Origin of the sequence: Zobellella maritima (genome assembly GCF_003075035.1) — a bacterium.
Taxonomy (GTDB): domain Bacteria; phylum Pseudomonadota; class Gammaproteobacteria; order Enterobacterales; family Aeromonadaceae; genus Oceanimonas; species Oceanimonas maritima.
In genome coordinates this window covers 2,423,062-2,446,252 of the sequence record NZ_QCZE01000001.1, presented here as the reverse complement: position 1 = coordinate 2,446,252, position 23,191 = coordinate 2,423,062, and the positions used below count along the sequence as shown (strand labels likewise).

General features: G+C 57.3%; 22 protein-coding genes. 15 read left to right on the top strand and 7 right to left on the bottom strand.

Going from position 1 to position 23,191, the window contains the following annotated elements; translation table 11 throughout:
- The first annotated feature begins 95 nt into the window (after positions 1–95).
- Positions 96–1,013: a LysR family transcriptional regulator gene (locus tag DCS96_RS11325; protein ID WP_116474365.1), complete on the top strand. Its 918-nt coding sequence runs from the start codon at positions 96–98 to the stop codon at positions 1,011–1,013.
- On the opposite strand, the gene DCS96_RS11320 is transcribed toward DCS96_RS11325, so the two are convergent.
- Complete coding sequence (locus DCS96_RS11320) at positions 1,014–1,670, bottom strand: response regulator (RefSeq protein ID WP_116474364.1); 657 nt, start codon at positions 1,668–1,670, stop codon at positions 1,014–1,016.
- 297 nt (positions 1,671–1,967) lie between these two features.
- Here DCS96_RS11320 and DCS96_RS11315 point away from each other — a divergent pair, with 297 nt between their 5' ends.
- From DCS96_RS11315 to DCS96_RS11285, 7 genes are all read left to right on the top strand, one after another.
- Complete coding sequence (locus DCS96_RS11315; protein WP_116474363.1) at positions 1,968–3,143, top strand: ABC transporter ATP-binding protein; 1,176 nt, start codon at positions 1,968–1,970, stop codon at positions 3,141–3,143.
- On the top strand, positions 3,115–4,044 hold the full coding sequence (locus tag DCS96_RS11310; RefSeq protein WP_116474362.1) for a carbohydrate ABC transporter permease: 930 nt from the start codon (positions 3,115–3,117) through the stop codon (positions 4,042–4,044). Before DCS96_RS11315 ends, DCS96_RS11310 begins: the two co-directional genes overlap by 29 nt.
- A complete protein-coding gene (locus tag DCS96_RS11305; protein WP_116474361.1) occupies positions 4,041–4,874 on the top strand; it encodes a carbohydrate ABC transporter permease in 834 nt (277 codons plus the stop codon). The genes DCS96_RS11310 and DCS96_RS11305 overlap by 4 nt, the downstream gene beginning before the upstream one ends.
- Positions 4,875–4,914: 40 nt before the next feature.
- Entirely contained in the window at positions 4,915–6,177 is a 1,263-nt protein-coding gene (locus DCS96_RS11300; RefSeq protein ID WP_116474360.1) for an ABC transporter substrate-binding protein, read from the top strand.
- A 107-nt stretch (positions 6,178–6,284) separates the two neighbouring features.
- Complete coding sequence (locus DCS96_RS11295; RefSeq protein WP_116474359.1) at positions 6,285–7,097, top strand: phosphodiesterase; 813 nt, start codon at positions 6,285–6,287, stop codon at positions 7,095–7,097.
- A 67-nt stretch (positions 7,098–7,164) separates the two neighbouring features.
- Positions 7,165–7,938, top strand: coding sequence for an HAD-IIA family hydrolase (locus DCS96_RS11290; RefSeq protein ID WP_198650007.1), 774 nt, complete (start codon positions 7,165–7,167; stop codon positions 7,936–7,938).
- 15 nt (positions 7,939–7,953) lie between these two features.
- Complete coding sequence (locus tag DCS96_RS11285; RefSeq protein WP_116474357.1) at positions 7,954–9,564, top strand: hybrid sensor histidine kinase/response regulator; 1,611 nt, start codon at positions 7,954–7,956, stop codon at positions 9,562–9,564.
- Between the two features lie 17 nt (positions 9,565–9,581).
- On the opposite strand, the gene DCS96_RS11280 is transcribed toward DCS96_RS11285, so the two are convergent.
- Entirely contained in the window at positions 9,582–10,934 is a 1,353-nt protein-coding gene (locus DCS96_RS11280; protein WP_116474356.1) for an NCS2 family permease, read from the bottom strand.
- Positions 10,935–11,036: 102 nt separating this feature from the next.
- On the bottom strand, positions 11,037–11,390 hold the full coding sequence (uraH, locus tag DCS96_RS11275) for a hydroxyisourate hydrolase (protein ID WP_116474355.1): 354 nt from the start codon (positions 11,388–11,390) through the stop codon (positions 11,037–11,039).
- 360 nt (positions 11,391–11,750) lie between these two features.
- Between uraH and puuE the strand changes: the two genes are divergently transcribed.
- The 4 genes from puuE to DCS96_RS18595 all read left to right on the top strand — a co-directional run bounded on the left by puuE (position 11,751) and on the right by DCS96_RS18595 (position 14,121).
- Positions 11,751–12,674, top strand: coding sequence for an allantoinase PuuE (puuE, locus tag DCS96_RS11270; protein ID WP_116474354.1), 924 nt, complete (start codon positions 11,751–11,753; stop codon positions 12,672–12,674).
- Positions 12,674–13,189 carry a 2-oxo-4-hydroxy-4-carboxy-5-ureidoimidazoline decarboxylase gene (gene uraD, locus DCS96_RS11265; RefSeq protein WP_116474353.1) on the top strand — a complete coding sequence of 172 codons (516 nt, stop codon included), beginning with the start codon at positions 12,674–12,676 and terminating at the stop codon, positions 13,187–13,189. The genes puuE and uraD overlap by 1 nt, the downstream gene beginning before the upstream one ends.
- 114 nt (positions 13,190–13,303) lie before the next feature.
- Positions 13,304–13,810 carry an ureidoglycolate lyase gene (locus tag DCS96_RS11260; protein WP_116474352.1) on the top strand — a complete coding sequence of 169 codons (507 nt, stop codon included), beginning with the start codon at positions 13,304–13,306 and terminating at the stop codon, positions 13,808–13,810.
- 137 nt (positions 13,811–13,947) lie between these two features.
- Positions 13,948–14,121, top strand: coding sequence for a hypothetical protein (locus DCS96_RS18595; protein ID WP_157953627.1), 174 nt, complete (start codon positions 13,948–13,950; stop codon positions 14,119–14,121).
- Positions 14,122–14,188: 67 nt separating this feature from the next.
- Here DCS96_RS18595 and DCS96_RS11255 read toward each other — a convergent pair whose 3' ends face one another.
- Positions 14,189–15,235 carry an AI-2E family transporter gene (locus tag DCS96_RS11255; protein ID WP_116474351.1) on the bottom strand — a complete coding sequence of 349 codons (1,047 nt, stop codon included), beginning with the start codon at positions 15,233–15,235 and terminating at the stop codon, positions 14,189–14,191.
- Positions 15,236–15,397: 162 nt separating this feature from the next.
- On the opposite strand from DCS96_RS11255, the gene DCS96_RS11250 reads away from it, so the two are divergent.
- The gene (locus DCS96_RS11250; RefSeq protein ID WP_116474350.1) at positions 15,398–17,347 is read left to right on the top strand and encodes an alkaline phosphatase D family protein; all 1,950 of its coding nucleotides are present in this window, start codon (positions 15,398–15,400) and stop codon (positions 17,345–17,347) included.
- Here the strand turns inward: DCS96_RS11250 and DCS96_RS11245 are convergent.
- Positions 17,344–17,769, bottom strand: a complete 426-nt coding sequence (locus tag DCS96_RS11245; protein ID WP_116474349.1) for a VOC family protein — start codon at positions 17,767–17,769, stop codon at positions 17,344–17,346. The two genes, DCS96_RS11250 and DCS96_RS11245, sit on opposite strands and share 4 nt — an antisense overlap.
- A gap of 129 nt (positions 17,770–17,898) precedes the next feature.
- Between DCS96_RS11245 and DCS96_RS11240 the strand changes: the two genes are divergently transcribed.
- Both DCS96_RS11240 and DCS96_RS11235 read left to right on the top strand, forming a co-directional pair.
- A complete protein-coding gene (locus tag DCS96_RS11240; protein WP_116474348.1) occupies positions 17,899–18,717 on the top strand; it encodes a DUF2797 domain-containing protein in 819 nt (272 codons plus the stop codon).
- A gap of 69 nt (positions 18,718–18,786) precedes the next feature.
- Entirely contained in the window at positions 18,787–19,755 is a 969-nt protein-coding gene (locus DCS96_RS11235) for a ketopantoate reductase family protein (RefSeq protein WP_116474347.1), read from the top strand.
- A 6-nt stretch (positions 19,756–19,761) separates the two neighbouring features.
- Here the strand turns inward: DCS96_RS11235 and DCS96_RS11230 are convergent, their stop codons facing one another.
- Entirely contained in the window at positions 19,762–22,113 is a 2,352-nt protein-coding gene (locus DCS96_RS11230; RefSeq protein WP_116474346.1) for a putative bifunctional diguanylate cyclase/phosphodiesterase, read from the bottom strand.
- Entirely contained in the window at positions 22,100–23,149 is a 1,050-nt protein-coding gene (locus DCS96_RS11225) for a polyamine ABC transporter substrate-binding protein (RefSeq protein ID WP_157953626.1), read from the bottom strand. The genes DCS96_RS11230 and DCS96_RS11225 overlap by 14 nt, the downstream gene beginning before the upstream one ends.
- Positions 23,150–23,191 lie beyond the last annotated feature (42 nt).

Below are 23,191 nucleotides of genomic sequence, written 5' to 3'. Positions count from 1 at the left end.
GATCCTGGCGATCAGGCGCAGTTCCTAAACTAGAGAAGCAGTGTTAACTTGTATAATACTGTTGCCTTACCAATTGATAACATTTAGGTATCACCATGCGTGTGGAACTGCGGCAAATCCGCCAGTTTATGGCAGTAGCCGAGACCCTGAACTTTCGTCAGGCCGCTGACAATATGGCTATTGCCCAGCCGGCGCTGAGCCGCGGCATTCAGCTGCTGGAGCATCAACTGGGAGTCAGTCTTTTCGACCGGAACAACCGGCGTGTCGAACTGACCGCGGCCGGGGCCGTGTTTCTTGACGGTTGTAGCCTGTTGCTGGCAGATCTGGAGGAAACGGTACGCCAGACCCAGAAGGCGGCCAAAGGTGATCTGGGACGTCTCGCCATTGGTTATACGGATTTCGCCATTACCGGCGTGTTGCCCGGTTTGCTCGATACCTTTCGTCGGCATTATCCGGATATCGCCATCGAACTGATCTATGGTTCGACCCAGGATCAGCTGGAGGCGCTGGCCTGCCGTAAAATCGACATCGCCTTTTTAACCAGCCCGTTGCACAGCGAGGCCATCGAGCATCAGCCGGTACAAGTGGATCGTTTTGTGGCGGTACTGCCCGAGCGGCATCCGCTGGCCGGGCAAGCGTCAGTGGATATTCACGAACTGGCCGATGAGCCATTTGTGGTGGGAGTGATGTCCCGCTGGCAACATTTCCGCCGGCATCTGGATGCGCTTTGTCTGCAGGCCGGTTTTCAGCCGCTCATAGTGCAGGAAGCCTATAACAGCGAAGGGATGTTCGGCCTGATCAGTGCCAATATCGGCATTACCATTCATCTGGAATGCGCCAGCAACTATATGCGTACCGGGGTGGTGATGTTGCCGCTGACCGGTACCAGTGCGACAGTGGTGACCGAGGCGGCCTGGCTGAAAGAGGACATCAGCCCCGTGTTGCGACGTTTTGTGGATATGTTGATGTCGGCAGGAAAAAGGTCCCTGTCCCCCTGCTCTGACCAAACTTAATTAAGAGCATGGCCGTTGTTGTCTGTTCATATAAGCCGCTACCGCCGCGCGGCTCTCCAGTTGCAAGACATGCAATATGCGGCTGACTTGGTTCTTTACCGTCTGTAATGCGAGACCACTTTGATCTGCTATCTCCCTGTTACCCAGCCCCTGGGCAAGTAGCCCGAGGATCCTGTGTTGCGTCCGGGTCAGTCCTGTTAATTCCGGCCGATCCGGGGCGAGGCTGTCAGCATATGTTGTCGGTGGTGAGCCTGTATTGCCGGACTGCAATATGTGTGGCGGGAGATAGACGCCACCGGCAATCACCAGCTCCAGTGCCTTGATCAGTACCTGATTGCAGGTGGATTTGGGGATATAACCGGAAGCCCCCTGACGGATGGCAGTGATAATAGTCTCGGGGGTGTCATCGGAAGAGACCAGGACGATGGCGACTCCAGGGAAGTGAGACAGTAACTGCTTCATCCCTTCAAGGCCGATGGCCCCCGGCAGGTGCAAATCCAACAATACCAGGCTGATATCGGCATCATCGCTCAACCGCGCCATGGTCGCGGGCAAGGAAGCAGACTCCTGCACATTCAACTCCGCAAGATGGTATTCGATAAGTTGGCGTAACCCCTTGCGGATCAGCTCATGATCATCGGCCAAAAGTACTTTCATGGTGGTATTTGTCTCCTCGCTACAGGTACCAAAGTACCCTTTCTGCAAGACACTTTTATTGCAAGTGAGCGGAATACAATTCACAAATAGAGCAACGGGTTAGAGCAAGGTGCTGTGCATTAGCTGCCGTTTTATCGGGCTTGTTATCAGTACCCAGGCAAGTGAAAAAGTACTTATGTACTCTTTGTCGTGTGCATAAGTATATGATTTTAAAGTTATTTTTATAATAAAACTGTCATTTTCCCGGCTTATCGTGAACCTCAACCGTAACAACACAAGACGTTTGAGGAGCATGCTTTGGCACAAATTAGCATCAACCGCCTGCGCAAGGCATTTGGCCAGACCTCGGTCCTTAAAGAGATTGAGCTGACCATTCGCGATGGCGAGTTCATGACTCTGATCGGTCCATCCGGCTGTGGCAAATCGACCTTACTGCGCATCATTGCCGGGCTGGAATCCCAGACCGGCGGCCATATACAAATAGGCGAACAGGTGGTGGACGAGCTGAGACCCAAGGAGCGTAACCTGGCGATGGTGTTTCAGTCCTACGCGCTTTATCCGCACCTCACGGTTTTCGACAACATTGCTACCCCGTTGCGGATGCGCAACGGCAGCTGGTTCCAGCGCCTGCCGCTGATTGGACGCAGGCTGCCGGGTAGCGCTGCGCTGGCAGAAGAGATCGAAGAAAAGGTCGCCGAGGTGTCTTCCCTGTTGCAGATTGAACACCTTCTGCAGCGCAAGCCGGGCGAGTTGTCGGGGGGCCAGCGGCAGCGCGTTGCCCTGGGCCGGGCCATGGTCCGCAGCCCGGCGGCTTTCCTGATGGATGAGCCGCTGTCCAACCTGGATGCCAAGCTCCGGGTACATATGCGTTCCGAAATTGCCCAATTGCACCGCCAGCTGGGTAGCACCTTTATCTATGTGACCCATGATCAGGCGGAGGCCATGACCATGTCCGACCGGGTCGCATTGATGATGGATGGTGAGCTGCTGCAGGTGGATACCCCGGATGAAATCTACCGCAATCCGGTCGATGTGCGGGTGGCCGAGTTTATCGGCAGCCCCAAGATCAACCTGTTACCGGCCACCGTATCTCTTTGTGGTCGAGTAGCACTGGCCGGTCATCTGCTACCCGTCAGTACCGATGTCGGCGTCGGTGAGTCTGTGACCCTGGGGATCAGGCCGGAAAGCGCTGTCATCTGTGCGACTGAAGGGGGTGAGCTGAGCGGCAGACTGACCTATCTGGAGAACATGGGCGGCGAGTATTTTGTCCATGTATCAGTGGCGGAACTCGCGGCGCCGCTGGTGGTGCGGTGTGGCGTGGAACAGGGACAGGGACTGGCCCTGGAGATGTCGGTGGGCATACGGCTCAAGCTGGATCAGGCCCTGGTATTCGATTCCGCTGGCCAACGCATTGACGCCACCAGGATCAACAGGGAGGCTGCCGATGAACAGTATCAGCGCCGCATCGCCTGAGCATACTGTCTGTCGCGGCGGTGGTGCCGACGCGCATCAGCGCCGGGTCGGCTGGCTGCTGTCGACTCCTGCCGCCGCCCTTATGGTGTTGTTTCTGCTTGGCCCCTTGCTGGCGGTGCTGCTGCTGTCGTTTACCGACTGGCAGCTGGGGATGGACAGCCTGGCGTGGGTGGGATTGGCCAATTATCAGGAGATGTTCGGTGATGACACCTTCTGGCGCTCCCTGAAGAACACCATCATCTATGTGGCCATCGTGGTGCCGGGCTCCATCTTTCTTGGCCTGGGGACTGCCATGCTGATCGAGGCGGGAGAATATGGCAAGGGCTTCTACCGGGCGGTCTATTTCCTGCCGGTGATGGCCACCCTGATCGCCATGTCCATCGTCTGGCAGGTGATCCTGCACCCTGATTTTGGTCTGCTCAACCTCTTGCTGAAGGAAGTCGGTATCAAGGGGCCCAACTGGCTGCAGGATCCGGACCTGGTGCTGTATGTGCTGTGCGGCATCGGCATCTGGCAGCAGGTGGGCTTTAATATGGTGCTGTTTCTCTCTGGGCTGATGGCGGTACCTCGCCACCTTTACGAGGCGGCGGAAATGGACGGTGCCAGTTCGGTATGGCAGCGCTTCAGCCTGGTGACATGGCCCATGCTGGGGCCCATTACCCTGTTTGTGGTGGTGATCACCTCCATTAAGGCCTTCCAGGTATTCGATACGGTTCAGGTGCTGACCCGTGGCGGCCCGAACAAGGCATCCGAGGTGCTGCTCTACACCATGTACACCGAGGCCTTCGAATATTTTCGCACCAGTTATGCGGCAGCGGTGACAGTGGTGTTCCTGTTCTTTGTGCTGCTGCTGACCCTGATTAAAACCCGCTTTATCGAACGCAAGGTACATTACTCATGAACCGGCAAGCTTCCCTGATATTCCGCCTGCTGCGCCATCTGCTGCTGCTCTGTGGTGCCCTTGTCATGCTGCTTCCCTTTATCTGGATGTTGCTGACGTCCTTCAAGCCACCGACGGAGATCTTCAGCGCTGAGCTGCGCTGGTTACCGGAGCAGTGGTATCTGCTGGAAAACTACCGCGAGGCCCTGAGCCGTGTGCCCTTGCTGCAGTTTATGCTCAATGGCCTGATTGTGACCGTAGCGATTTTCCTCTGTCAGGTCAGCGTGGCGGTACCGGCGGCTTATGCCCTGGCCAAGCTGCAGTTTCGGGGACGAAAGGTGCTGTTTGGGGCTGTTATGCTGTGTCTGTTGATCCCGCCTCATGCGGTTTCCATTCCCTGGTACTTGCTGATGTACCAGTTCGGCTGGCTGGACAGCTACACCGCCCTGATCGCGCCATTCTCCATTTCGGTGTTTGGCATCTTCCTGATGCGGCAGTTTTTTATGACGGTGCCGGATGATTTGATCCATGCCGCCCGCATGGACGGTTTCAGCGAGTTTGCCATTGTCTGGCGGGTGATGCTGCCCACCGCCATTCCCGCGCTGATCTCGTTTGGCATCTTCTCAATTGTGGCCCACTGGAATGACTATTTCTGGCCACTGATCGTACTCAACTCGCCTGATTACTACACCCCACCGCTGGGCCTGGTGAGCTTTCGTAACGATGACACCGGCAATGACTACGGTCCCCTGATGGCGGCGGCCACTCTGGTTATTGCGCCTTTGGTGCTGGCCTTCCTGCTGGCTCAGAAACGCTTTATCGAAGGCATCACGCTGTCGGGCATGAAATAGCTTTTAAAAACCATTATTTCCATTGATACGGAGCAACACCATGAAACTGAAATGCCTGCAACCACTGCTTGCCGCTGGCGCCCTGTCCCTGTCGGGTTCGGCCCTGGCGGCCACCGAGCTGGTGGTGCAATACCCCTACGGTGGTTCGTTCAAACAAACCTTTGAGCAGATCCAGCAGGAGTTTGAAGCCCAGCATCCGGACATCAAGCTGACATTCCGCGCCCCTTACGAAAACTACGAGGATGGTACCCAAAAAGTACTGCGTGAAGCCATTACCCAGCGTCTGCCCGATGTGTCCTTTCAGGGGCTGAACCGACTGCGCATCCTGGTGGAGCGGGATATCGCCGTTTCCCTCGAGCCCTTTATCGCCGAAGAAGCCGACTTCGCCCGGGATGGTTACCACCAGGCAATGCTGGACATAGGTACCCATGAACAGCAGGTATACGGCTTGCCGTTTGCCGTTTCCCTGCCGATCGCCTACTACAACATGGACCTGGTGCGCCAGGCCGGCTGGGATGAAAGCAGGCTGCCCCAGAACTGGGATCAGGTTATCGAGCTGTCGCGTCAGATTGATGCCCTGGGTGAAGACATCACCGGCATGGTGTATGGCTGGCAGATTACCGGCAACTGGCTGTGGCAGGCGCCGGTCTTCTCCAGGGGAGGGGCCATGTTGTCCGCGGACGAAAAGGAGGTCGCTTTTAACGGAAAAGAGGGACAGTGGGCGATGAATACCTTTGCCCGCTTCGTCAATGAGGGGGGCATGCGCAACTATTCTCAGGCGGACGGGCAGCAGGCGTTCTATTCCGGCAAGGCAGGCATGTGGTTCTACTCGACCTCGAATGTCACCAATGCCGAGTCCATGATCGGGGATCGCTTCGAGATGAAAACCCATGCTTTTCCAGGGGTGACCGAAGGCGGCGCCTTACCGGCAGGGGGCAATGCGGTGGTCATGTTGACCAAGGACAAGGAGAAGCAGCAGGCTGCCTGGCAGTTTATCAAGTTCGCCACTTCCGGCAAGGGGGCTGCCATTGTCGCAGAGACCACCGGCTACATGCCCCCGAACAAGAAAGCCAACGAGCAATATCTTCAGGATTTCTATGCCACCCACCCGAATCATTACACGGCGGTCAAGCAGCTGCCGCTGATGGCTGACTGGTATGCCTTCCCGGGCAAGAATGGCCTGAAGATCACCCAAGTAATCCATGACCATATGCAGTCCATCGCCAGTGGCAATCGTGCCGGAGAGCCGACGGCGGTTCTGGCGGAGATGGCCAGTGATGTTCAGCAGTTACTGCCCCGCTGATTGGACAGCTCCTTAATAAGTCAGTTGGCTCGGGTAGGTATGGAACCTTTTCCCGGGCTGATTATTAACAATGCCCCTCGTGGGGCCTATCAACGACCGAGAACAGCATGAAACTGATCCACTTTACCGATACTCATTTGTGTTTGCCCGGCGAGTCACTCTATGGGCAGAGCCCGGAAGAGAGGCTGCAGGCCTGTATCGATTCCATTAATGAAGAACACGGCGATGCTGCCCTCTGTGTGATTACCGGTGATCTGACCCACAGAGGAGATCCGGCTGCATTTGAACTGTTGCAAACGCTTATTGGACAGCTGCGGATACCCTGTCAGCTGGTGATCGGTAATCACGATCACCGTGAACGGCTTTGTCGGCAATTTCCCGAGCTGGGTAGGGATGAGCATGGTTTCGTTCAGTCGGTAACGCACACCGAAGCCGGAACTCTGATCTTTATGGACAGTGTCAAGAATGGTACCCATGCCGGTGCCTACTGTGCAAAGCGGCGTGACTGGCTGGCCCTGCAGCTGGAGCAGGCTCCGGGGGACGTCTATCTGTTTATGCATCATGCCCCCTTTGCCACCGGCATCAAGGCCATGGATCAGATCGGGCTCGATTGCGAAGATGCGGCGGCGCTCAAAGCGCTGCTGAAGGCGCACGGCCGGGTCAGACATTTATTCTTCGGGCATTATCACAGGCCCATCCACGGTACCTGGGCGGGCATCGGCTTTTCCACCCTGCGCAGTATGAATCATCAGGTGGTGCTGGATCTGACTACGCCGGATCGGCTGGCCTTCAATCATGAGCCGCCGGCTTATGCGGTGGCCCTGCTAGACCGGGACCAGGTGGTGATCCACGACCATGAGTTCATGGACATGTCAGCACGTTTTATGCCGGGTGACGAGCCCGAATGCGATCAGCAGTAAGTGGTTGAACTGGCTGGACCGAATGTGCCCATGACTGACATGTCATTGAAATGGAGGGATAATGAATATGAAACTGGCACCTGACATCGTTACCGTTGCCGAACGGGTCGCCTCGGCGGAGGCCGTCCTGGTGGATATGGACGGCTGTCTGATCGCCAGTGGTCGGGCACTGCCGGGGGCCGAGCGCCTGATCGAGATGGCCGGGGAGCGCCTCTATCTGGTGTCCAATAACTCCAGTCACAGTGCCGGGGAGCTCGCCGCCTGGCTGGCGATGCTCGGGCTGTCGATTCCGGCCGAGCGGATGGTTCTCGCCGGAGAGTTGGCCCTGCATACCGCCCGGCAACATTTTCCACATCAGCCCCTGATGTTGCTGGCGCGCACTGAACTGCAACATTACGCCGCTACACTGGGTACAACGCTGGATGATGAGAATCCCGCCTGTGTGGTGCTGACCCGTGATCTGGACCTGACCTATGCCCGCCTGGCGCAGGCGATAAAGCACCTCAGTCGCGGTGTCCCCCTGCTGGTGGCCAACCCGGATTTGACCCATCCGGATTGGCAGGGCGAACCGGTGCCGGAAACCGGCAGCCTGCTGGCCATGTTCCGGGCCGCGGTGCCACAGCTGGACCATCAGGTACTGGGCAAACCACAGCCGGCATTGTTTGAAGCGGCCCTGGTCCGAGCCGGTGCCAGAGCGGAATTCAGCTTGATGATTGGCGACAACCCGGTCACAGACGGTGCCGGGGCTGAAAGCCTGGGCATTCCTTTTTTTCAGGTTGGTCATGCTCGCGACGCGGATGCCGCCGATATAGCACGATTGCTGGCCATGACACTCGGTTAACAAGGAACCAGGCCCATGAACAAGATAGATGCAGACCATAACTCGGAACAGGCTTCACTGACCTCTTTTCTGCAGGAGCTCGCGAGCCCCGAGGTGTGGGAGCTGCTTAGCAGCCAGGCCGGCGGGTTACTGGATGCGATAGAAAACATAGCGGAAGCCTTCGTGTACTGGGATGCGGATGATCGACTGGTATTGTGCAACCGCAAGTATCCGCTGCAATTCATGGAGCCGGACAAGGTCCGCCCCGGGGTCAGGTTTTCCGAGTTGGTGGAGCAGAATATCCGTACCGGCCGGGTGATCAGCTTCAACGAAATCGAGAACGTGCCCGAGTCCCCCGCCGCTTATCGGAAACGGCGTATGGAGATGCACCGGCAGGGGAAAGGGTCATTCGAGGTCAAGAACCATGACGGCCGCTGGTTACAGGCGCGGGAGCGTCGTACCCGTGATGGTGGCACCGTGGGGATCTACACCGACATCACAGAGATCAAGGAAGCGGAGCGGCGTGAGCATGCGGCCGCCCTGGCTGCGGAACAGGCCAACCAGGCCAAGTCCCGCTTTCTGGCCGCGGCCAGTCATGATCTGCGTCAGCCGCTACATGCCATGGGGATCCTGCTCGGGGCCCTGGAAGGGCGCCTGCGGCATCCTTCCGAGCGTGAGTTGCTGCAGGATATCGACTCCTGCCTGCAGACCATGCAGAGCTTGTTTGACTCCCTGTTGGACGTGTCCCGCCTGGATGCGGGCGTGCTTCGGCCACAACCACAAAGGCTGGAGCTGGATACCTTCCTGAAGGCGATGGAGCGCGAGTTTGCTCCCCAGGCGCATCGTCAAAGCCTGAGCTTCAGGGTCAGACACAGTCCTTACTGTACCTGGAGCGATCCGGCCATGCTGGGACGGGTCCTGCGTAATCTGATTGGCAATGCCATTAAATATACCGATCATGGCGGCGTGCTGGTGGCGGCTCGTATACAGGGCCGCCAGCTGGCACTGGAAGTGTGGGATACCGGCATCGGCTTTCCCGAAGAGCAGCTGGAAGTGATGTTTGGTGAATTTCGCCAGCTGGAGGTCGGGCAGGTACGGCGACAGGGACTGGGGCTTGGGCTGTCGATTGCCAACCGGCTCAGCCAGATGCTGGAGCATAAGATTGAGGTACGCTCCGTGGTTGGGCGCGGCTCCTTGTTCCGGGTACTGGTGCCGCTGCATGGCTCCTCACAGGCAGAATCGGTTCCCTGCATTCCGGTCCCCCCCGTTGAGCACAATGCATTTGATCTGCGGGTACTGGTGATCGATGATGAACCGGACAACCTGCATGCCACTGCCACCTTGCTGGAGGGATGGGGATACAGGGTCGATCTGGCCGCCTCTTTGGAGCAGGCCAGTCGTTTGCCTCATTGCCCGGACTTTATTTTGGCCGACTATCATCTGCAGGCAGGGACACAGGGAACCGACGTCATCGCGTGCTTAAGCCGGCACTTCAAATGCGAGATCCCCGCTGTAATTGTGACGGGGGATACCGAGCCGGAGCAGCTGCGTCACATTCAGTCATTAGGTTACCCTGTGGTCCACAAGCCACTTAAACCGATCCGCCTGCGGGCTTTGTTACAGCGTCAGCAGGCGGATCGTTTTTAGGTTGTTGAGAGGATGATTCACATAAACACGAACTTGGCGATAAAGATGGCGCTCAGGGCATAGACGCTGAGCGATACATCCCGCGGGTGGCCGGTGGCCATTTTCAGCACCGTATAGGTGACAAAGCCCATGGCGATGCCGTTGGCAATGGAGAAGGTCAGCGGCATCATCAGGGCGGTGACCGCTGCTGGGGCCATCTCGGTAAAGTCGTCCCACTCTATCCTGGCCAGGCTGCCCATCATGGCGAAGGCCACGAATATCAGGGCTCCTGCAGTGGCGTAGGGCGGTATCATGCCGGCCAGCGGGGCCAGGAACATGGACAGCAGGAACAGCAGGGCCACGGTAACCGCAGTAAGGCCGGTACGGCCTCCGGCGGCCACGCCGGCGGCGCTTTCCACATAGCTGGTTACCGGCGGACAACCGACAAAGGTGCCGATCACGGAGGAGGCGCTGTCTGCCTTCAGGGATTTTTTCAACCCTTCGATCGAGCCATCGGGCCGGCGCAGGTTGGCACGCTCGGCCACGCCCATCAGGGTGCCGGCGGTGTCGAACATATTGACGAACAGGAAAGCCAGGATCACGGTGATCATGCCGATATCCAGGGCGGCCATGATATCCAGCTTCAGGAAGGTGGGCTCAATGCTCGGTGGCATGGCGAAGATGCCGTTGTATTCCACTATGCCCATAAACAGGCCGATCAGGGTCACGCTCATTACCCCGATCAGTACGGCACCGAATACCTTGCGGTGTACCAGTATCGAGATGGTCAGGAAACAGACGGCGGCCAGCAGTGCGCTGGGCTTGGTGAAGTCGCCCAGGGTCACCAGGGTGGCCGGGTTGTCTACCACTATGCCGGCGGTCTTCAGGCCGATCAGCCCCAGGAACAGGCCGACACCGGCGGTCATGGCATAACGCAGGGATTCGGGAATGGAATCCAGTACCCATTCACGGATTTTCCAGAAACTCATGGCGGTGAAGATGACGCCGGACCAGAACACGGCTCCCAGGGCGACTTCCCAGCTGTAGCCCATTTCACCGACCACGGTAAAGGCAAAGAAGGCGTTCAGACCCATACCCGGGGCCAGGCCGACCGGCCAGTTGGCGTACAGGCCCATAAACAGGGTGGCGACGGCGGCGCCGATGCAGGTGGCGACAAATACGGCGCCGGCATCCATGCCCGAGGCGGCCATGATATTGGGGTTAACGAAAATAATGTAGGCCATGGTGATGAAGGTGGTTAATCCCGCCACCAGTTCAGTCTTTACCGTGGTACCGTGGGCACCCAGCTTGAACCATTTGTCGAGCAGGCCTCCGCTCTCGCCTTGCGGCAGCGCTTCCTGATTGGTTGACTCGTTATTGACGTTTTCCATGACCTTAAAGTCCTCAAATATTTTCGATATGGCACCGGCCTACGATGCCGCGGCAGCTGTCCTGCGGCGGCGGCATCGCTTGGATTTAGCCGGATATGATCGTTAGCTGCCCCGATAAGTCGAGTAGCTGTAGGGGGAAATAAGCAGCGGGACGTGATAATGATCTTCTTCGGCGACCAGGCCAAAACGGATCACGACATCGTCCAGAAAGGCGGGCTCCAGCAGCCGGATGCCTTGCTTATGGAAGTAACTGGCGGTGTGGAATACCAGCTGATACTTGCCGGTGACATAGTCCTCGTCGGCCAGGATGGGAGCATCGGTACGGCCATCGCTGTTGGTATAAACCGTGTTCAGCAGCTGGGTCTGTTCACCTTCAACCCGGTACAACTCGACCTTGATGTCGGAGCCGGGCAATCCTTTGGCGGTATCCAGTACGTGTGTGGTTAGTCTTCCCATGATTCGTTACCTTGTGTGTTAGCGCATTTTCATGCTTAAGGTGACATCACCACCGCGTGGCGGCGACAAATTAACTTTATATCAAAATAAAATAGCTCGTCTACATTAAATTAACGAAAATGTGTACAACACAGCTATGAAGCTGTGTTAAAAGCTATTGGTATCTTGATCGAAATGGATTGTCTTTGCTTTGACATGCTAAAGCAAGGATATAGAGGAGTGCTTCGATACAAAAACAAAACTGTTTATTTACATTGGTTAATTTTATTGTGTACAATTTAGTGAAGTAAGATAGCCAATGAGCTCTCGCTGTTTTGGTTGCAACTGCTAATTTAGCCTCAAGTTTCAAGGAGTTCTCCGATGAGTAAAAATGCCGAATATCCCCGTGATCTCATCGGGTATGGAGCTAACCCTCCCCACCCACAATGGCCGGGTAATGCGCGTGTCGCTATCTCTTTTGTATTGAATTATGAAGAGGGTGGTGAGCGCAACGTGTTGCATGGTGACGGTGAGTCCGAGGCCTTTTTGTCCGAGCTGCCAGGTGCCGTGCCCTTCGAGGACGTCCGCCATATGAGTATGGAGTCTGTCTATGAATATGGCAGCCGTGCCGGCGTCTGGCGTCTGTTGCGGTTGTTCAAGAAATACGACATTCCGCTCACCATCTTTGCCGTGGCCACCGCCATAGAACGCTATCCTGAAGTGGCCAAGGCCTTCGTACAGGAAGGCCATGAAATCTGTTCCCATGCCCTCAAATGGATCACTTATCAGTGGATGGATGAAGAGCAGGAGCGCCAGCAACTGCGAGAAGCGGTCGACATTATCGAGCGGGTCTGCGGACAGCGTCCCCTGGGCTGGTATACCGGGCGCGACAGCCCCAACACTCGTAAGCTGGTAATGGAAGAGGGGGGCTTTATGTATGACTCCGACTCCTACGCCGATGACCTGCCCTATTGGGTCGACAATAACGGCAAGGGCCACCTGGTGATCCCCTATACCCTGGATACCAACGATATGCGCTTTGCCACCCCCCAGGGGTTCAACAGCGGTGAGCAGTTCTACCAGTATCTGAAAGATGCCTTCGATGTGCTCTATGAAGAAGGGGCCGAGTCACCCAAGATGCTGTCCATCGGCATGCATTGTCGCCTGCTGGGCCGTCCCGCCCGGATGGCCGCCCTGGAGCGCTTTATCAAGTATGCCCGCAGCCACGATCGGGTGTGGTTTACCCGCAGGATCGATATCGCCAGGCACTGGCATGAGTATCATCCTTATCAGGGAGCAAAATAATGAGTCAGTTCAAGACCTGTACTCCCAGTACCATGGGCCGGGCCGATTTTGTCGCCGTGTTCGGCGATATTTACGAGCATTCTGCCTGGGTGGCCGAGCAGGCTTTCGATCAGGGGCTGAATACCGAGCATGACGAGATAGAACAGTTGCATGCCGCCATGATGCGTATCCTGGCCGGTGCCAGCAAGCAGGCCCAGCTGGACCTGATCAACGCCCACCCGGACCTGGCCGGCAAGGCGGCGGTCGAAGGCAAGCTTACCAAGGCCTCTACCAATGAGCAGGCCGGGGCGGGTATCGACCAGTGCACCGCCGAGGAGTTTGTCCGTTTTACCGAATTGAACGACGCCTATAAGGCCAAGTTCCAGTTCCCCTTTATCATGGCGGTGAAAGGGTCAAACCGGCATCAGATCCTGGCGGCCTTCGAAGAACGTATCCATCATGACTACGATACCGAGTTTGAGCGTGCTCTTAACGAAATCAACAAGATAGCGCTGTTCCGCCTGCTCGATCTGTAATACAGTCAGGCACATCATGAAAAACAGAGGCCCGGCATGACCGGGCCTTGGCGTTGGCTGTAAACTGAGAAGCGGCTGAACCCTTAATTCAAGCCCTTTGAGTCGGAGAAAAGCATGTATAACAAGACGCTGGCCATAGAGCCGCTGACCAAGGAAGCGTTTGCGCCGTTCGGTGATGTTATCGAATCGGAGGGGCGTGACTACTTTATGATCAACAAGGGTTCAACCCGTCGTTATCATCGTCTGGCCGAGGTACAGACCGACCAGCAGGGAGAGGGAATCATCAGTATCTTCCGTGCAACCCCCCTCGAATATCCCCTGCGGATCGGCATGCTGGAACGTCATCCCTTTGGTTCCCAGGCGTTTATCCCCCTGTTCGGCAACGAGTACCTGTTGGTTGTCGCACCGGCTGGCCCCTATCAGGTTGATCCTGCCGCGGTGCGCGTCTTCCGTGCCAGCGGCCGTCAGGGCGTCAACTACCATAGGGGAGTGTGGCACCACCCGGTATTGGCGCTGACCGACAATGATGAATTCCTGGTCGTCGACAGAGCCGGGCCCGGCAACAACTGTGACGAGTATTATTTCGACGACAGCGTTCATCTGGAACTGAAACTGGATTAACAGTAGCGGCCCTGCGAAGGTCAGGGAATCGATAGTAAAGGGGGCATGAAAATATGCCCCCTTTTTGTCGATACCCCCGGGTAGCAATGCTATCCATTACATCCCCTGATAATCGGGGACGTTAGTGGCTGTTTCAGGTGTGTCATGGTTTCCGGCAGCAGGTCATCGGCGCACACCGCCAGGAGCCGAATCTGCAGGCGAGGGAGTATGCTATTGAACTGGGGCCGGCCTATCTATGGCGCTCTTCCCGTACCATGGGGGATTTACTGGCAGGTCCAGAGCAGTTGGATGGTCTGGGTGCCGGTGGTTAGCAAGCCCGGACCGAGCGGGGTTGGAAACCCGCCGGGCACCGGAGATGATGAGCCTGCTCCAGAGCTTCTAGGGGGTGACGTTGAATTCACGCATGAAGATCCCCCAGAACACCATAAACAGGGCGGCGATCAGCGGCCCGATAACAAAGCCGTTGATGCCCATCAGGCTGATTCCGCCCAGGGTGGAAAACAGCACCACATAGTCCGGCAGCTTGGTATCCCGGCCAACCAGCAGAGGGCGCAGCACATTATCCGCCAGTCCTATCACCAGGGCACCGTAAGCCATCAGGATAGTGGCGGCTATCCAGTCGCCCTTGGCATACAGATAGATGGCCACCGGCAGCCAGACCAGCCCGGCCCCTACCGCCGGGATCAGTGATAGAAATGCCATCACCACGCCCCACAGCAGGGGGCTGGGAATATCCAGCAACCAGAAGATAAAACCGCCCAGGGCCCCCTGTGCCATGGCTACCAGTATATTGCCCTTGACGGTGGCGCGGATGACCTCGGAAAACTTCTTGAACAGCATGCGTTCCCGCTCGTCCCCCAGGGGCAGGGCCTTGACCAGCAGCTCGGTCAGTTGGTGCCCGTCCCGCAGCAGGAAGAAGGTGAGATAGAGCATCAGCACCACATTGACGATGAAGCTCAGTGTACTCTGGCCGGCGGTGAAGGTTTTCTGCGCCAGCAGCCGGCTGGCCGCAACCGCCGCCTCGGCCAGTTTCTGGCGGATATTTTCCAGATCAATGCCGAATCGCTCCAGTAACTCGGGCAACAGGGGGAAGGCGATGCGTATTTCTTCCAGGAAGCGGGCCGGACTGATCTCGCCCCGATCGATGCGTTGATAGAAGGCGACGCCTTCCTGGACAAAGGAGCCGGCGATCAGCAGTACCGGCAGCACTACTATCACCACGCTGGCCAGCAGGGTCAGCAGGGAAACCGTATTGGGCCTGTTGCCCAGCTTCGCTAACAATCGCAGCTGCAACGGATAGAAAATGATGCTGATGGCACAGGACCAGAATATCGCGCCCCAGAAGGGTTCCAACACGATGCCGAACAGCAGGGTGACCAGCATCAGCATAAACAGAAAAGAGCGTTGTTCCAGCTTGTCGCGCATGAGAAAAAGCTTCCGGCGGAATGATGTGCTCATAGTAGAGAAATGAACTTGCCGGCGCCACCGATAAGCTAATGGCCCGACGTTTCCAGTTGGTGTCGAATGTCGGCGCAGCCGAAATCAGCTCTGATTCCAATTGGCAGGTCCAGTGGTTACTATCTCACGATGAACAAGACATCAGACCCCGACATCGGCAGCCGGATCCTGGCCGGTCCGATACTGCGAAGGCTGAGCCAGGAGCGATTGGTGCTGTGGCTGGCCAGCCGCTGCCCGCTTGAGTTTCGTTTACTGCTGACGGCCGCCGACGCCGAGCCCGTTACCCTGGTATTGAGTGCGGAGCAACAACAGCTGCCCGTCGGCGAGCATTGTTATCTGCAGCTGCTCGATATTGCCCTGGCGACACCGCTGCCCTGTGATGTGCCCATTGGTTATGATCTGCAATGGCGACAGCAAGGCAATGACTGGTGCGGAATCGGCGAATGGGCGCCCGAACTCTGCTACGAGGGTGAAAGCCTGCCCCATTTTGTTATTCGCAGCCGGTTGGACGGCATCTTGCACGGATCCTGCCGCAAGCCGCATTATCCGGCAGAGGATGGCCTGGTCGCCGCCGATCACTGGTTGCAGCAGCACTATGCCGAGCCTCTGTCCTGGCCTGCGGTGCTGATGCTGAGCGGTGATCAGATTTATGCGGACGATGTGGCGGGGCCCACCATAACGGCCATTCACCAGCTGATCGCCGAACTGGGGCTGTATCCGGAAACCCTGCATGGGGCCCTGGTGGCCGACAGCGACGAGCTGTTTGCCAGTTCGCAGAACTATTACGGGCGCGATGAGCTGTTGCCTCATACCAAGGCGAATGTGCCCCTGCAGAAACGCTTCTTCGGCGGAGCGCGCAAGCCGATTTTTACCACCAGCAGTGCCGACAACCACCTGATCACCCTGGCAGAAGTGATGGCCATGTATTTACTGGTGTGGTCGCCGGTGCCCTGGCTGGGGCTGTCCGAGTGGCAACCGCCGTTGTCGGACGAACAGCGGGCACGTTATCAACAAGAGCGGCGGCACCTGAGCCGTTTTGTGGCGGGCCTGCCCCGGGTTCGACGACTGCTGGCCCACCTACCGACCCTGATGATCTTCGACGATCATGATGTCACCGATGACTGGAACCTGAGCGCCGCCTGGGAGGAAAGCGCCTATGGGAATCCTTTTTCCCGGCGGATCATCGGCAACGCCCTGGTTGGTTATTTTCTCTGTCAGGGGTGGGGCAATAATCCGGATGCCTTCGCCGGCAAGCCCATGCAGTTGATGCAGGACTGGGTGAAAAAGCCAGACAGCCGACATCAGGATGCGCTGATCGATCACCTGCTGAGCTTTCAGCAATGGCACTATAGCCTGCCGACCACCCCCAAGCTGCTGGTGCTGGATACCCGCACCCGGCGCTGGCGGGTCGAGCGCAACCTGGGCAGTCCCTCCGGGCTGATGGACTGGGAAGCCCTGACCGAGCTGCAGGGGGAATTGCTGCACCATGATGCGGTAGTGCTGATCTCGCCCACACCGGTATTCGGGGTCAAGCTTATCGAGGTGATCCAGAAGATCTTCACCTGGCTGGGCAAACCGCTGCTGGTGGATGCGGAAAACTGGATGGCTCATCCGGGGACCGCCAATGTGATCCTCAATATATTTCGCCATACCCGTACCCCGGGCAATTTCGTGATCCTCTCCGGTGATGTCCATTATTCGTTCATGTACGACATCCGCATCCGGTTTCGTGAGCATGACCCCCATATCTGGCAGATAACCAGCAGTGGTCTGAAGAACGAGTTTCCCGGGCGCCTGTTGGACGTGCTGGACAGGCTCAACCGCTGGCTCTATGCCCCCCGTTCGCCATTGAACTGGTTTACCCGCCGTCGCCGGATGGAGATTACCCCCCATCCACCGGCCGGTGCCGCACGAGGGGCGCGCTTGCTCAACAAGGCCGGCATCGGTTATGTGCGCTTCAACGAGGCGGGGGAGCCGGTGCTGGTGCAGCAGATCACGACCGATGCGCAGGTGGATTTTGCCGTCGAGCATCCGAAGACGGAGGTAGCGGATATGCCCCTGACACGCGGAGATGCTTAAACGGGGGGCTCGCCCAGCGGCTGGCCGTAGCTGAACTCCACATAATTGCCGTTGGGATCCTTAACGCCGCAGTAATAGCCGACCGGGAAAGGTTCATCCCGCGGCGGCCAGATCAGGCAGCCGGCCCGTTTTGCCCGTTCGGCGATGATGTCCACCGCTTTCCTGCTGGGCAGGGCGAAGCCGAAGTGGCGATAGTCGTTGTCTGCCAGTTGCAGATCCTGGCCGCCGTTCATCAATACGAAGATAAACTCGCTTTCCCGGCCCGGCTCCGCAAGCCAGACGATGGTTTGCTGGGGTAGCTCCCGTCGGTGCGTCTCAATCATGCCGCAAAACTCACCATAAAAGCGGATACAGGCGTCGATATCGGCCACATGCAGGGCGATATGGGTCAGGCGGGGATAATGGTATTGCGCTACGGCCATAAGTGGTCTCCCTGTTTATTGCAATTGGGATGGCTATTCGGGTACTGCTATCAGCTTAGCCGCAACAGATGCGCCTTGGTGTCCTGGCTGTTAAAGTACCCCTGTCGTCCATAACCCAGAATGTGAACAATGAGCAGCATAACCGGCACCCTGGTAAAGATGCCGGCGGCCCTGGAAACACCGGTCGCCTACCAACTGGCTTTGGGAGAGGAGCGCGTGGCGCTTAATCCGCTGATTGGCCAGTCCATTACCCTGACCCATACCGGCAATATCTATTGTGATGCCTGTGGTCGCAAAACCAGCAAAAGCTATTCCCAGGGGCATTGCTTTCCCTGCATGAAAAAGCTGGCGCGCTGCGACATGTGCATTATGAAGCCGGAAACCTGCCATTATTTCGAAGGCACCTGCCGGGAACCCGAATGGGGGGACAGCCATTGTATGGTGCCCCATATCGTCTATCTGGCCAACACCTCCGGACTCAAAGTGGGTATTACCCGCGCCACTCAGATACCGACCCGTTGGATAGATCAGGGCGCCACCCAGGCGCTACCCATCTTCAGGGTGGCCACCCGGCAGATTTCGGGCCTGGTGGAAGTCGCCCTGGCCGAGCTGGTGGCGGATAAAACCAATTGGCGAGCCATGCTGAAAGGTGACGAGTCGCCCCTGGAGCTGAAAATGGATGCTGCCCGCCTGATCCCCGAGATCCAGGCCAGGCTGGCCGACTTGAGCCTGCGTTTCGGCGCCGAGGCCATAGTGCCGCTGGATGAATCTCCGGTGGAGATCCGTTATCCGGTCACCCAGTATCCCACCAAGATCGCCAGCCACAATTTCGACAAGAACAAGACCGTATCCGGCGTACTGTTGGGCATCAAGGGCCAGTACCTGATCCTGGACAGCGGGGTGATCAACCTGCGCAAATTTACCGGTTATGAAGTGAGTTTCGGGTAAGCTCCGGCATTCTGATTGTCGAGTTACCTTATCCGCATGGCAGCAAAGTATAAGAGGCAGGGAGACAAGATGCGCTTTTTGATCGTGGGGGCCGGGGGGATCGGTTGCTACTATGGTGCTCGCCTGTTGCAGGCCGGGCATCAGGTAAGCCTGGTGGCACGCGGGGAACATCTGCAGGCCTTGCAGCAACAGGGGCTCCGGCTGGAGCATGAGCAGGGTGGTTTTCAGGGGGCCGTGTCGGCGGTCGATATCGACACCCTGCTGGTGCAATCGGCCTGTGCCGACTTTGATCTGATTATCCTGACCCTCAAATCCCAGGCCACGGCCGGAGTAATGGCACAGCTGGGAGACTGGTTAAAGCAGGCCGATACCCCGATACTATCCCTGCAAAACGGGGTTGATAACGAGTCGGAAATCAGCCGTTGGGTCGGCGATGCTCGCACCTTGGGAGGACTGGCGGTTCGCATCGGCGGTCATATCATTGCTCCCGGTGTAGTGCATGCGGATGGCCCGGCCCAGGTAGTCATGGGCGCCTGGCCACGGCAGGCGGAGCCCCTGGCCGGATTCCTGCCAGCACTCGAGCAGCTGTTTGAGCAGGCGGCAATTCCCACCCGGATATCCAGCGATATTCGCAAGGAGCTGTGGCGTAAGTTGATCATCAACAATGGGGTCAATCCCCTGTCGGCCCTGACTGGTCTGGATACCCGCAGCCTGAGCCACGATCCTTGTCTTGGCCAGTCTGTATATCAGATGATGAACGAGACGGCGCTGGTCGCCCGGGCCGATCAGGTTGAGCTGGACCGGCAGGATGTGGAGGAGATGTTCACCCTTATTCGCAATTTCGACGCCATCAAGACTTCCATGCTGGTGGACAAGGAAAAGGGGCGTCCGCTGGAGCTGGATGCGATCAGTGGTGCCGTGTTGCGCAGAGCAGAACGGCTGGGGGTAGCTACGCCCGTGACCCGGCTGGTCGTGGGGCTACTGTCACTTAGCCAGGGAGCCAGCGCTGTGTATGAAGCTCGGCCCGATAAGCAATAACCGATCCTATTGATAGCGCCGGCGGAACTTGGCCAGCTCTATCGGTTTGACGTTTGTCGTTTGGGATAATTCATCCAGGAATTTGGGTTTGCCGAACCAGTAGCCTTGCAGGTAATCGCAGCCGGCGGCGGTGAGCATGTCCGCCTGAGCCTGGTTTTCCACCCCTTCGGCCACCACCCGGATCCCCTGCAACTGGCAGAGGGCGATCAAGGGTTGCAACAGCTCCCCCTGTTGGGTGTTTAACAGCCGTTCGAGGAAGGAGCGGTCGAGCTTCACTTTGTCTACCGGGTATTCCAGCATCTGCAGTAGCGATGTATAGCCGGTGCCGAAGTCGTCGATCACTATGGTAAATCCGGCGGCGCGCAGCCGCTTGAGCAGGGCGTCGGCCGCCAGGCTGTACTCCGCCTTGTAGGTTTCGGTAATTTCTATTTCTATATATTGGGTCGACAGTCGGTAACGGTTGGCCATTTCAAGCAGGAATTTGTCCACCCCGGGCATGCCGAGTTCGGCAGAGGACAGGTTGATGGCTATCCTGGTCTGTTTGCCGAAACAGCCCTGCAGTTTAGAAAAATCCCGGAAGGCTCGCTCTACCACCCAGTGATCAATCTTGTCATACAGGCCACAGTTTTCTGCGATGGGGATGAATTCATCGGGGGGAACCCGGCCCAGTACCGGTGAGTTCCAGCGCAGCAGCGCCTCACAACATACGGTCACTCCCGTTTTGCCATCGACGATAGGCATATAGACCAGCTGAAACTCCTGATCTTCGACCAGGACTTTCAGCTCTTGCTCTATGTCTTTGGCGCGGCGTATTTTCATTGCCAGGTTGCGGGAGTAAAAGGCGACCTGATTTTTTCCTATTGCCTTGGCCTGGTACATGGCCACCTCCGCATTGGCCACCAGCTCGCTGGCACTATTGCCATCTTCGGGATAGGTGGCGACCCCAATCCCCATGGTGATGGGGTAGCAGCCCAGTTCGAAGGTGAAGCCCTCCTTGAACAGGTTTTGAATCACAGTGGTCTGCTGATAAATCAGATCGGAGCCGGCGCTGTGCTCCAGCAGCAGGGCAAACTCGTCCCCGGCCAGCCTGACCAGCAGGGGAGTATGGATCATCGAAGCGGGCGATTCGGGGTGTAGCAGTGTTTTGCCCACCTGCAGGGCGATGGCCTGCAGCAGTTGATCGCCGAATTCATGGCCGTACTTGTCGTTGATGTACTTGAAGTTGTCCAGGTTCATCGATAGCAGGGACAACTGGTGGTGGTGTTGCCCGGCTTGTTGTAGTGCCTGAACAATCTGCTCTGAAAAGGCCATCCGGTTGGGCAGGCCGGTGAGCGGGTCGATAATTGCCTGCTGGCGGGTTTGTTTGTAGGCATGGGAGAGTTGTATATAGAGTGACTGAAAGGTCTGGCCCAGACGGCCGATTTCATTATCGTCCCTGATATCGGACAGCTGACTTTGCTCGCCGGAGATCACCTGATGCAGATCCTGTTCAAGGTGGCTGATCGGCTGGGTGATATAGTGCCGGATCAGCCACAGCAACAGCAGGGTGGAGCAGACAGCGAGCAACATCAGACCAACCAGTAAGGATTCTTGCAGCTGACGCAGTTCGTCCTGCACTACGTCTGGCGATGGGTCAATGCCGAGGTACAGGTTGTTGCCCACCGGGGCCGAGGCTGTCAGTGGCCCGCTCAGGACGGGAGGCTGAGGGGAAAACATGACCCCGGCTTGCATGCTGTGTTCCAGTTTCAGGCGCAGGCGATCGAATTCGGTGGGCTCGATGACGATGGCGGCGGTAATGGTCTGTTCTTGCTGGGTAGGCAGGGGCTCACTGGCTGTTCTCCGGTCCAGGCGCAGCCCCTGGATGATGCGGGTACGTCCGTCCGGTTCTGTGGTCAGGGTCCAGTCCATCAGCTTTTGTTGCTGTCGCAGCGAGCGGGCGAAGGCAAGCAGGGCGGGACTGGGCTCGGCGAAGGGATCCTGGCTGCTTTCGAAATAATACTCAGTGTGCCCGCTGTCTGGCACCAGGGCAAAGGCCAGGTAATCGGAGTGATGGCGTTGGAAGCGGCGCAGATAGTCTTCCATCTGTGCACTCAGGGTCAGGCTCCGGTAATGGTTGTCGGGTTCCGTCAGGAAATAGAGCATGACCTCGCTCGAGCTGGTGCTGAGCAGGTAGCTTTCGGAAAATGAGATATAGCTGGCCAGACTGGCCGACAGCTCGGCCATGCTCAGCTCGAGCCGGCTCTGGGTATGCTGATAGATGGCCTGTTTCTGAACCATATAGACGCCGGCACCCGCCAGCAGGTAACTGGCCAGTAACACCGGCAGGATCAGCAGGGTAGCGCGTTTACTGAGTTTCATGGTTCTTTAACACCGCCAAAGTGATTCGATTGCGAACTTCCATATTTTTCGGGTCCAGCAAGGGGGCAAGCTGGCTGCTTTGCAAGATGGATGAAGATGGAAATATGGAACTGTCTTTCCTGAACTGGTCGGAGAGCAGCGTCAGGGCCGCATCATTGGTGGGTGCGGCGAACGTCTGCTCGGCATTGAGTGCGGCTATTTCCGGAAGGTTAAGGAAGTTGAGAAACTCGATGGCCAGGGCCTGGTGGGGAGAGTGAGCAAAGATAGCCAGGCAATCCAGCCAGACCGAGGTGCCTTCATCCGGCACCACGAACCGCCAGTGCTCCTGACCTGAAAGGCGGTTCATGGCGGCCCGGTCACTGCTGTATCCCTGGGCCATATAGAGCTGATCTGCCTGCTGGCTGTGCTGGATATAGGTCAGGGGATACTCATAGGTCAGCACCCAGGATGATTGGGCCTTTAACAGCAAGAAGGCTTCTCTGAGGGCCTGGTTGTCACCGCTGCCGAGCGGCTGTTGCAGCATGGCCAGGGGGGGAACCAGAGTATCGTGGTAGTTGTCGAGCATACCGATGTGGCCCTTCAGGCCGACATCGGGAACCAGCAGATCACGCCAGGAGCTGGGTGGTGGTTGCACCTTATCAGCCCGGTACAGGATCCCCAGGGTGCCCCAGAAATAGGGGGCGCCAAACTGACCGCATTGTTCCCTCCGGTATTCAGGTACGTGGTCCAGGTTGGGAATCTGTTCCAGTGTCAGCGGGCTGAACATACCCCTGGCACCGAACAGCCGGGCGGTAATATGGTCGACCAGGACCAGATCAAAATTATACTTGTCTGCCCTGCCCAGCAGGGTGTTGCGCTTTTTTTCGCTGTCATAATAGACTTGCTCGATGCGGTGACCGGTCTTTTGTTCAAAGCGTGCGGTGACCTGGTCAGACAGATAGGCTTCCCAGTTGAGGATATGCAGAGTCTCGGCCGGCGAGGAAAAGCAAACGAACAACACCCATACTAAAACACATGCCTTGTGTTTTTTTATCATGGCGACATCCACTGTCATCTAGTTCGATCAGTAACTTAAGTC

Bases quoted from the DNA above. Each gene is read 5' to 3' on its own strand.
- DCS96_RS11325 (WP_116474365.1), top strand. From the start codon at position 96: ATGCGTGTGGAACTGCGGCAAATCCGCCAGTTTATGGCAGTAGCCGAG.
- DCS96_RS11320 (WP_116474364.1), bottom strand. From the start codon at position 1,670: ATGAAAGTACTTTTGGCCGATGATCATGAGCTGATCCGCAAGGGGTTA.
- DCS96_RS11310 (WP_116474362.1), top strand. From the start codon at position 3,115: ATGAACAGTATCAGCGCCGCATCGCCTGAGCATACTGTCTGTCGCGGC.
- DCS96_RS11305 (WP_116474361.1), top strand. From the start codon at position 4,041: ATGAACCGGCAAGCTTCCCTGATATTCCGCCTGCTGCGCCATCTGCTG.
- DCS96_RS11300 (WP_116474360.1), top strand. From the start codon at position 4,915: ATGAAACTGAAATGCCTGCAACCACTGCTTGCCGCTGGCGCCCTGTCC.
- DCS96_RS11295 (WP_116474359.1), top strand. From the start codon at position 6,285: ATGAAACTGATCCACTTTACCGATACTCATTTGTGTTTGCCCGGCGAG.
- DCS96_RS11290 (WP_198650007.1), top strand. From the start codon at position 7,165: ATGAAACTGGCACCTGACATCGTTACCGTTGCCGAACGGGTCGCCTCG.
- DCS96_RS11285 (WP_116474357.1), top strand. From the start codon at position 7,954: ATGAACAAGATAGATGCAGACCATAACTCGGAACAGGCTTCACTGACC.
- DCS96_RS11280 (WP_116474356.1), bottom strand. From the start codon at position 10,934: ATGGAAAACGTCAATAACGAGTCAACCAATCAGGAAGCGCTGCCGCAA.
- uraH (WP_116474355.1), bottom strand. From the start codon at position 11,390: ATGGGAAGACTAACCACACACGTACTGGATACCGCCAAAGGATTGCCC.
- puuE (WP_116474354.1), top strand. From the start codon at position 11,751: ATGAGTAAAAATGCCGAATATCCCCGTGATCTCATCGGGTATGGAGCT.
- uraD (WP_116474353.1), top strand. From the start codon at position 12,674: ATGAGTCAGTTCAAGACCTGTACTCCCAGTACCATGGGCCGGGCCGAT.
- DCS96_RS11260 (WP_116474352.1), top strand. From the start codon at position 13,304: ATGTATAACAAGACGCTGGCCATAGAGCCGCTGACCAAGGAAGCGTTT.
- DCS96_RS11255 (WP_116474351.1), bottom strand. From the start codon at position 15,235: ATGCGCGACAAGCTGGAACAACGCTCTTTTCTGTTTATGCTGATGCTG.
- DCS96_RS11250 (WP_116474350.1), top strand. From the start codon at position 15,398: ATGAACAAGACATCAGACCCCGACATCGGCAGCCGGATCCTGGCCGGT.
- DCS96_RS11245 (WP_116474349.1), bottom strand. From the start codon at position 17,769: ATGGCCGTAGCGCAATACCATTATCCCCGCCTGACCCATATCGCCCTG.
- DCS96_RS11240 (WP_116474348.1), top strand. From the start codon at position 17,899: ATGAGCAGCATAACCGGCACCCTGGTAAAGATGCCGGCGGCCCTGGAA.
- DCS96_RS11235 (WP_116474347.1), top strand. From the start codon at position 18,787: ATGCGCTTTTTGATCGTGGGGGCCGGGGGGATCGGTTGCTACTATGGT.
- DCS96_RS11230 (WP_116474346.1), bottom strand. From the start codon at position 22,113: ATGAAACTCAGTAAACGCGCTACCCTGCTGATCCTGCCGGTGTTACTG.
- DCS96_RS11225 (WP_157953626.1), bottom strand. From the start codon at position 23,149: ATGATAAAAAAACACAAGGCATGTGTTTTAGTATGGGTGTTGTTCGTT.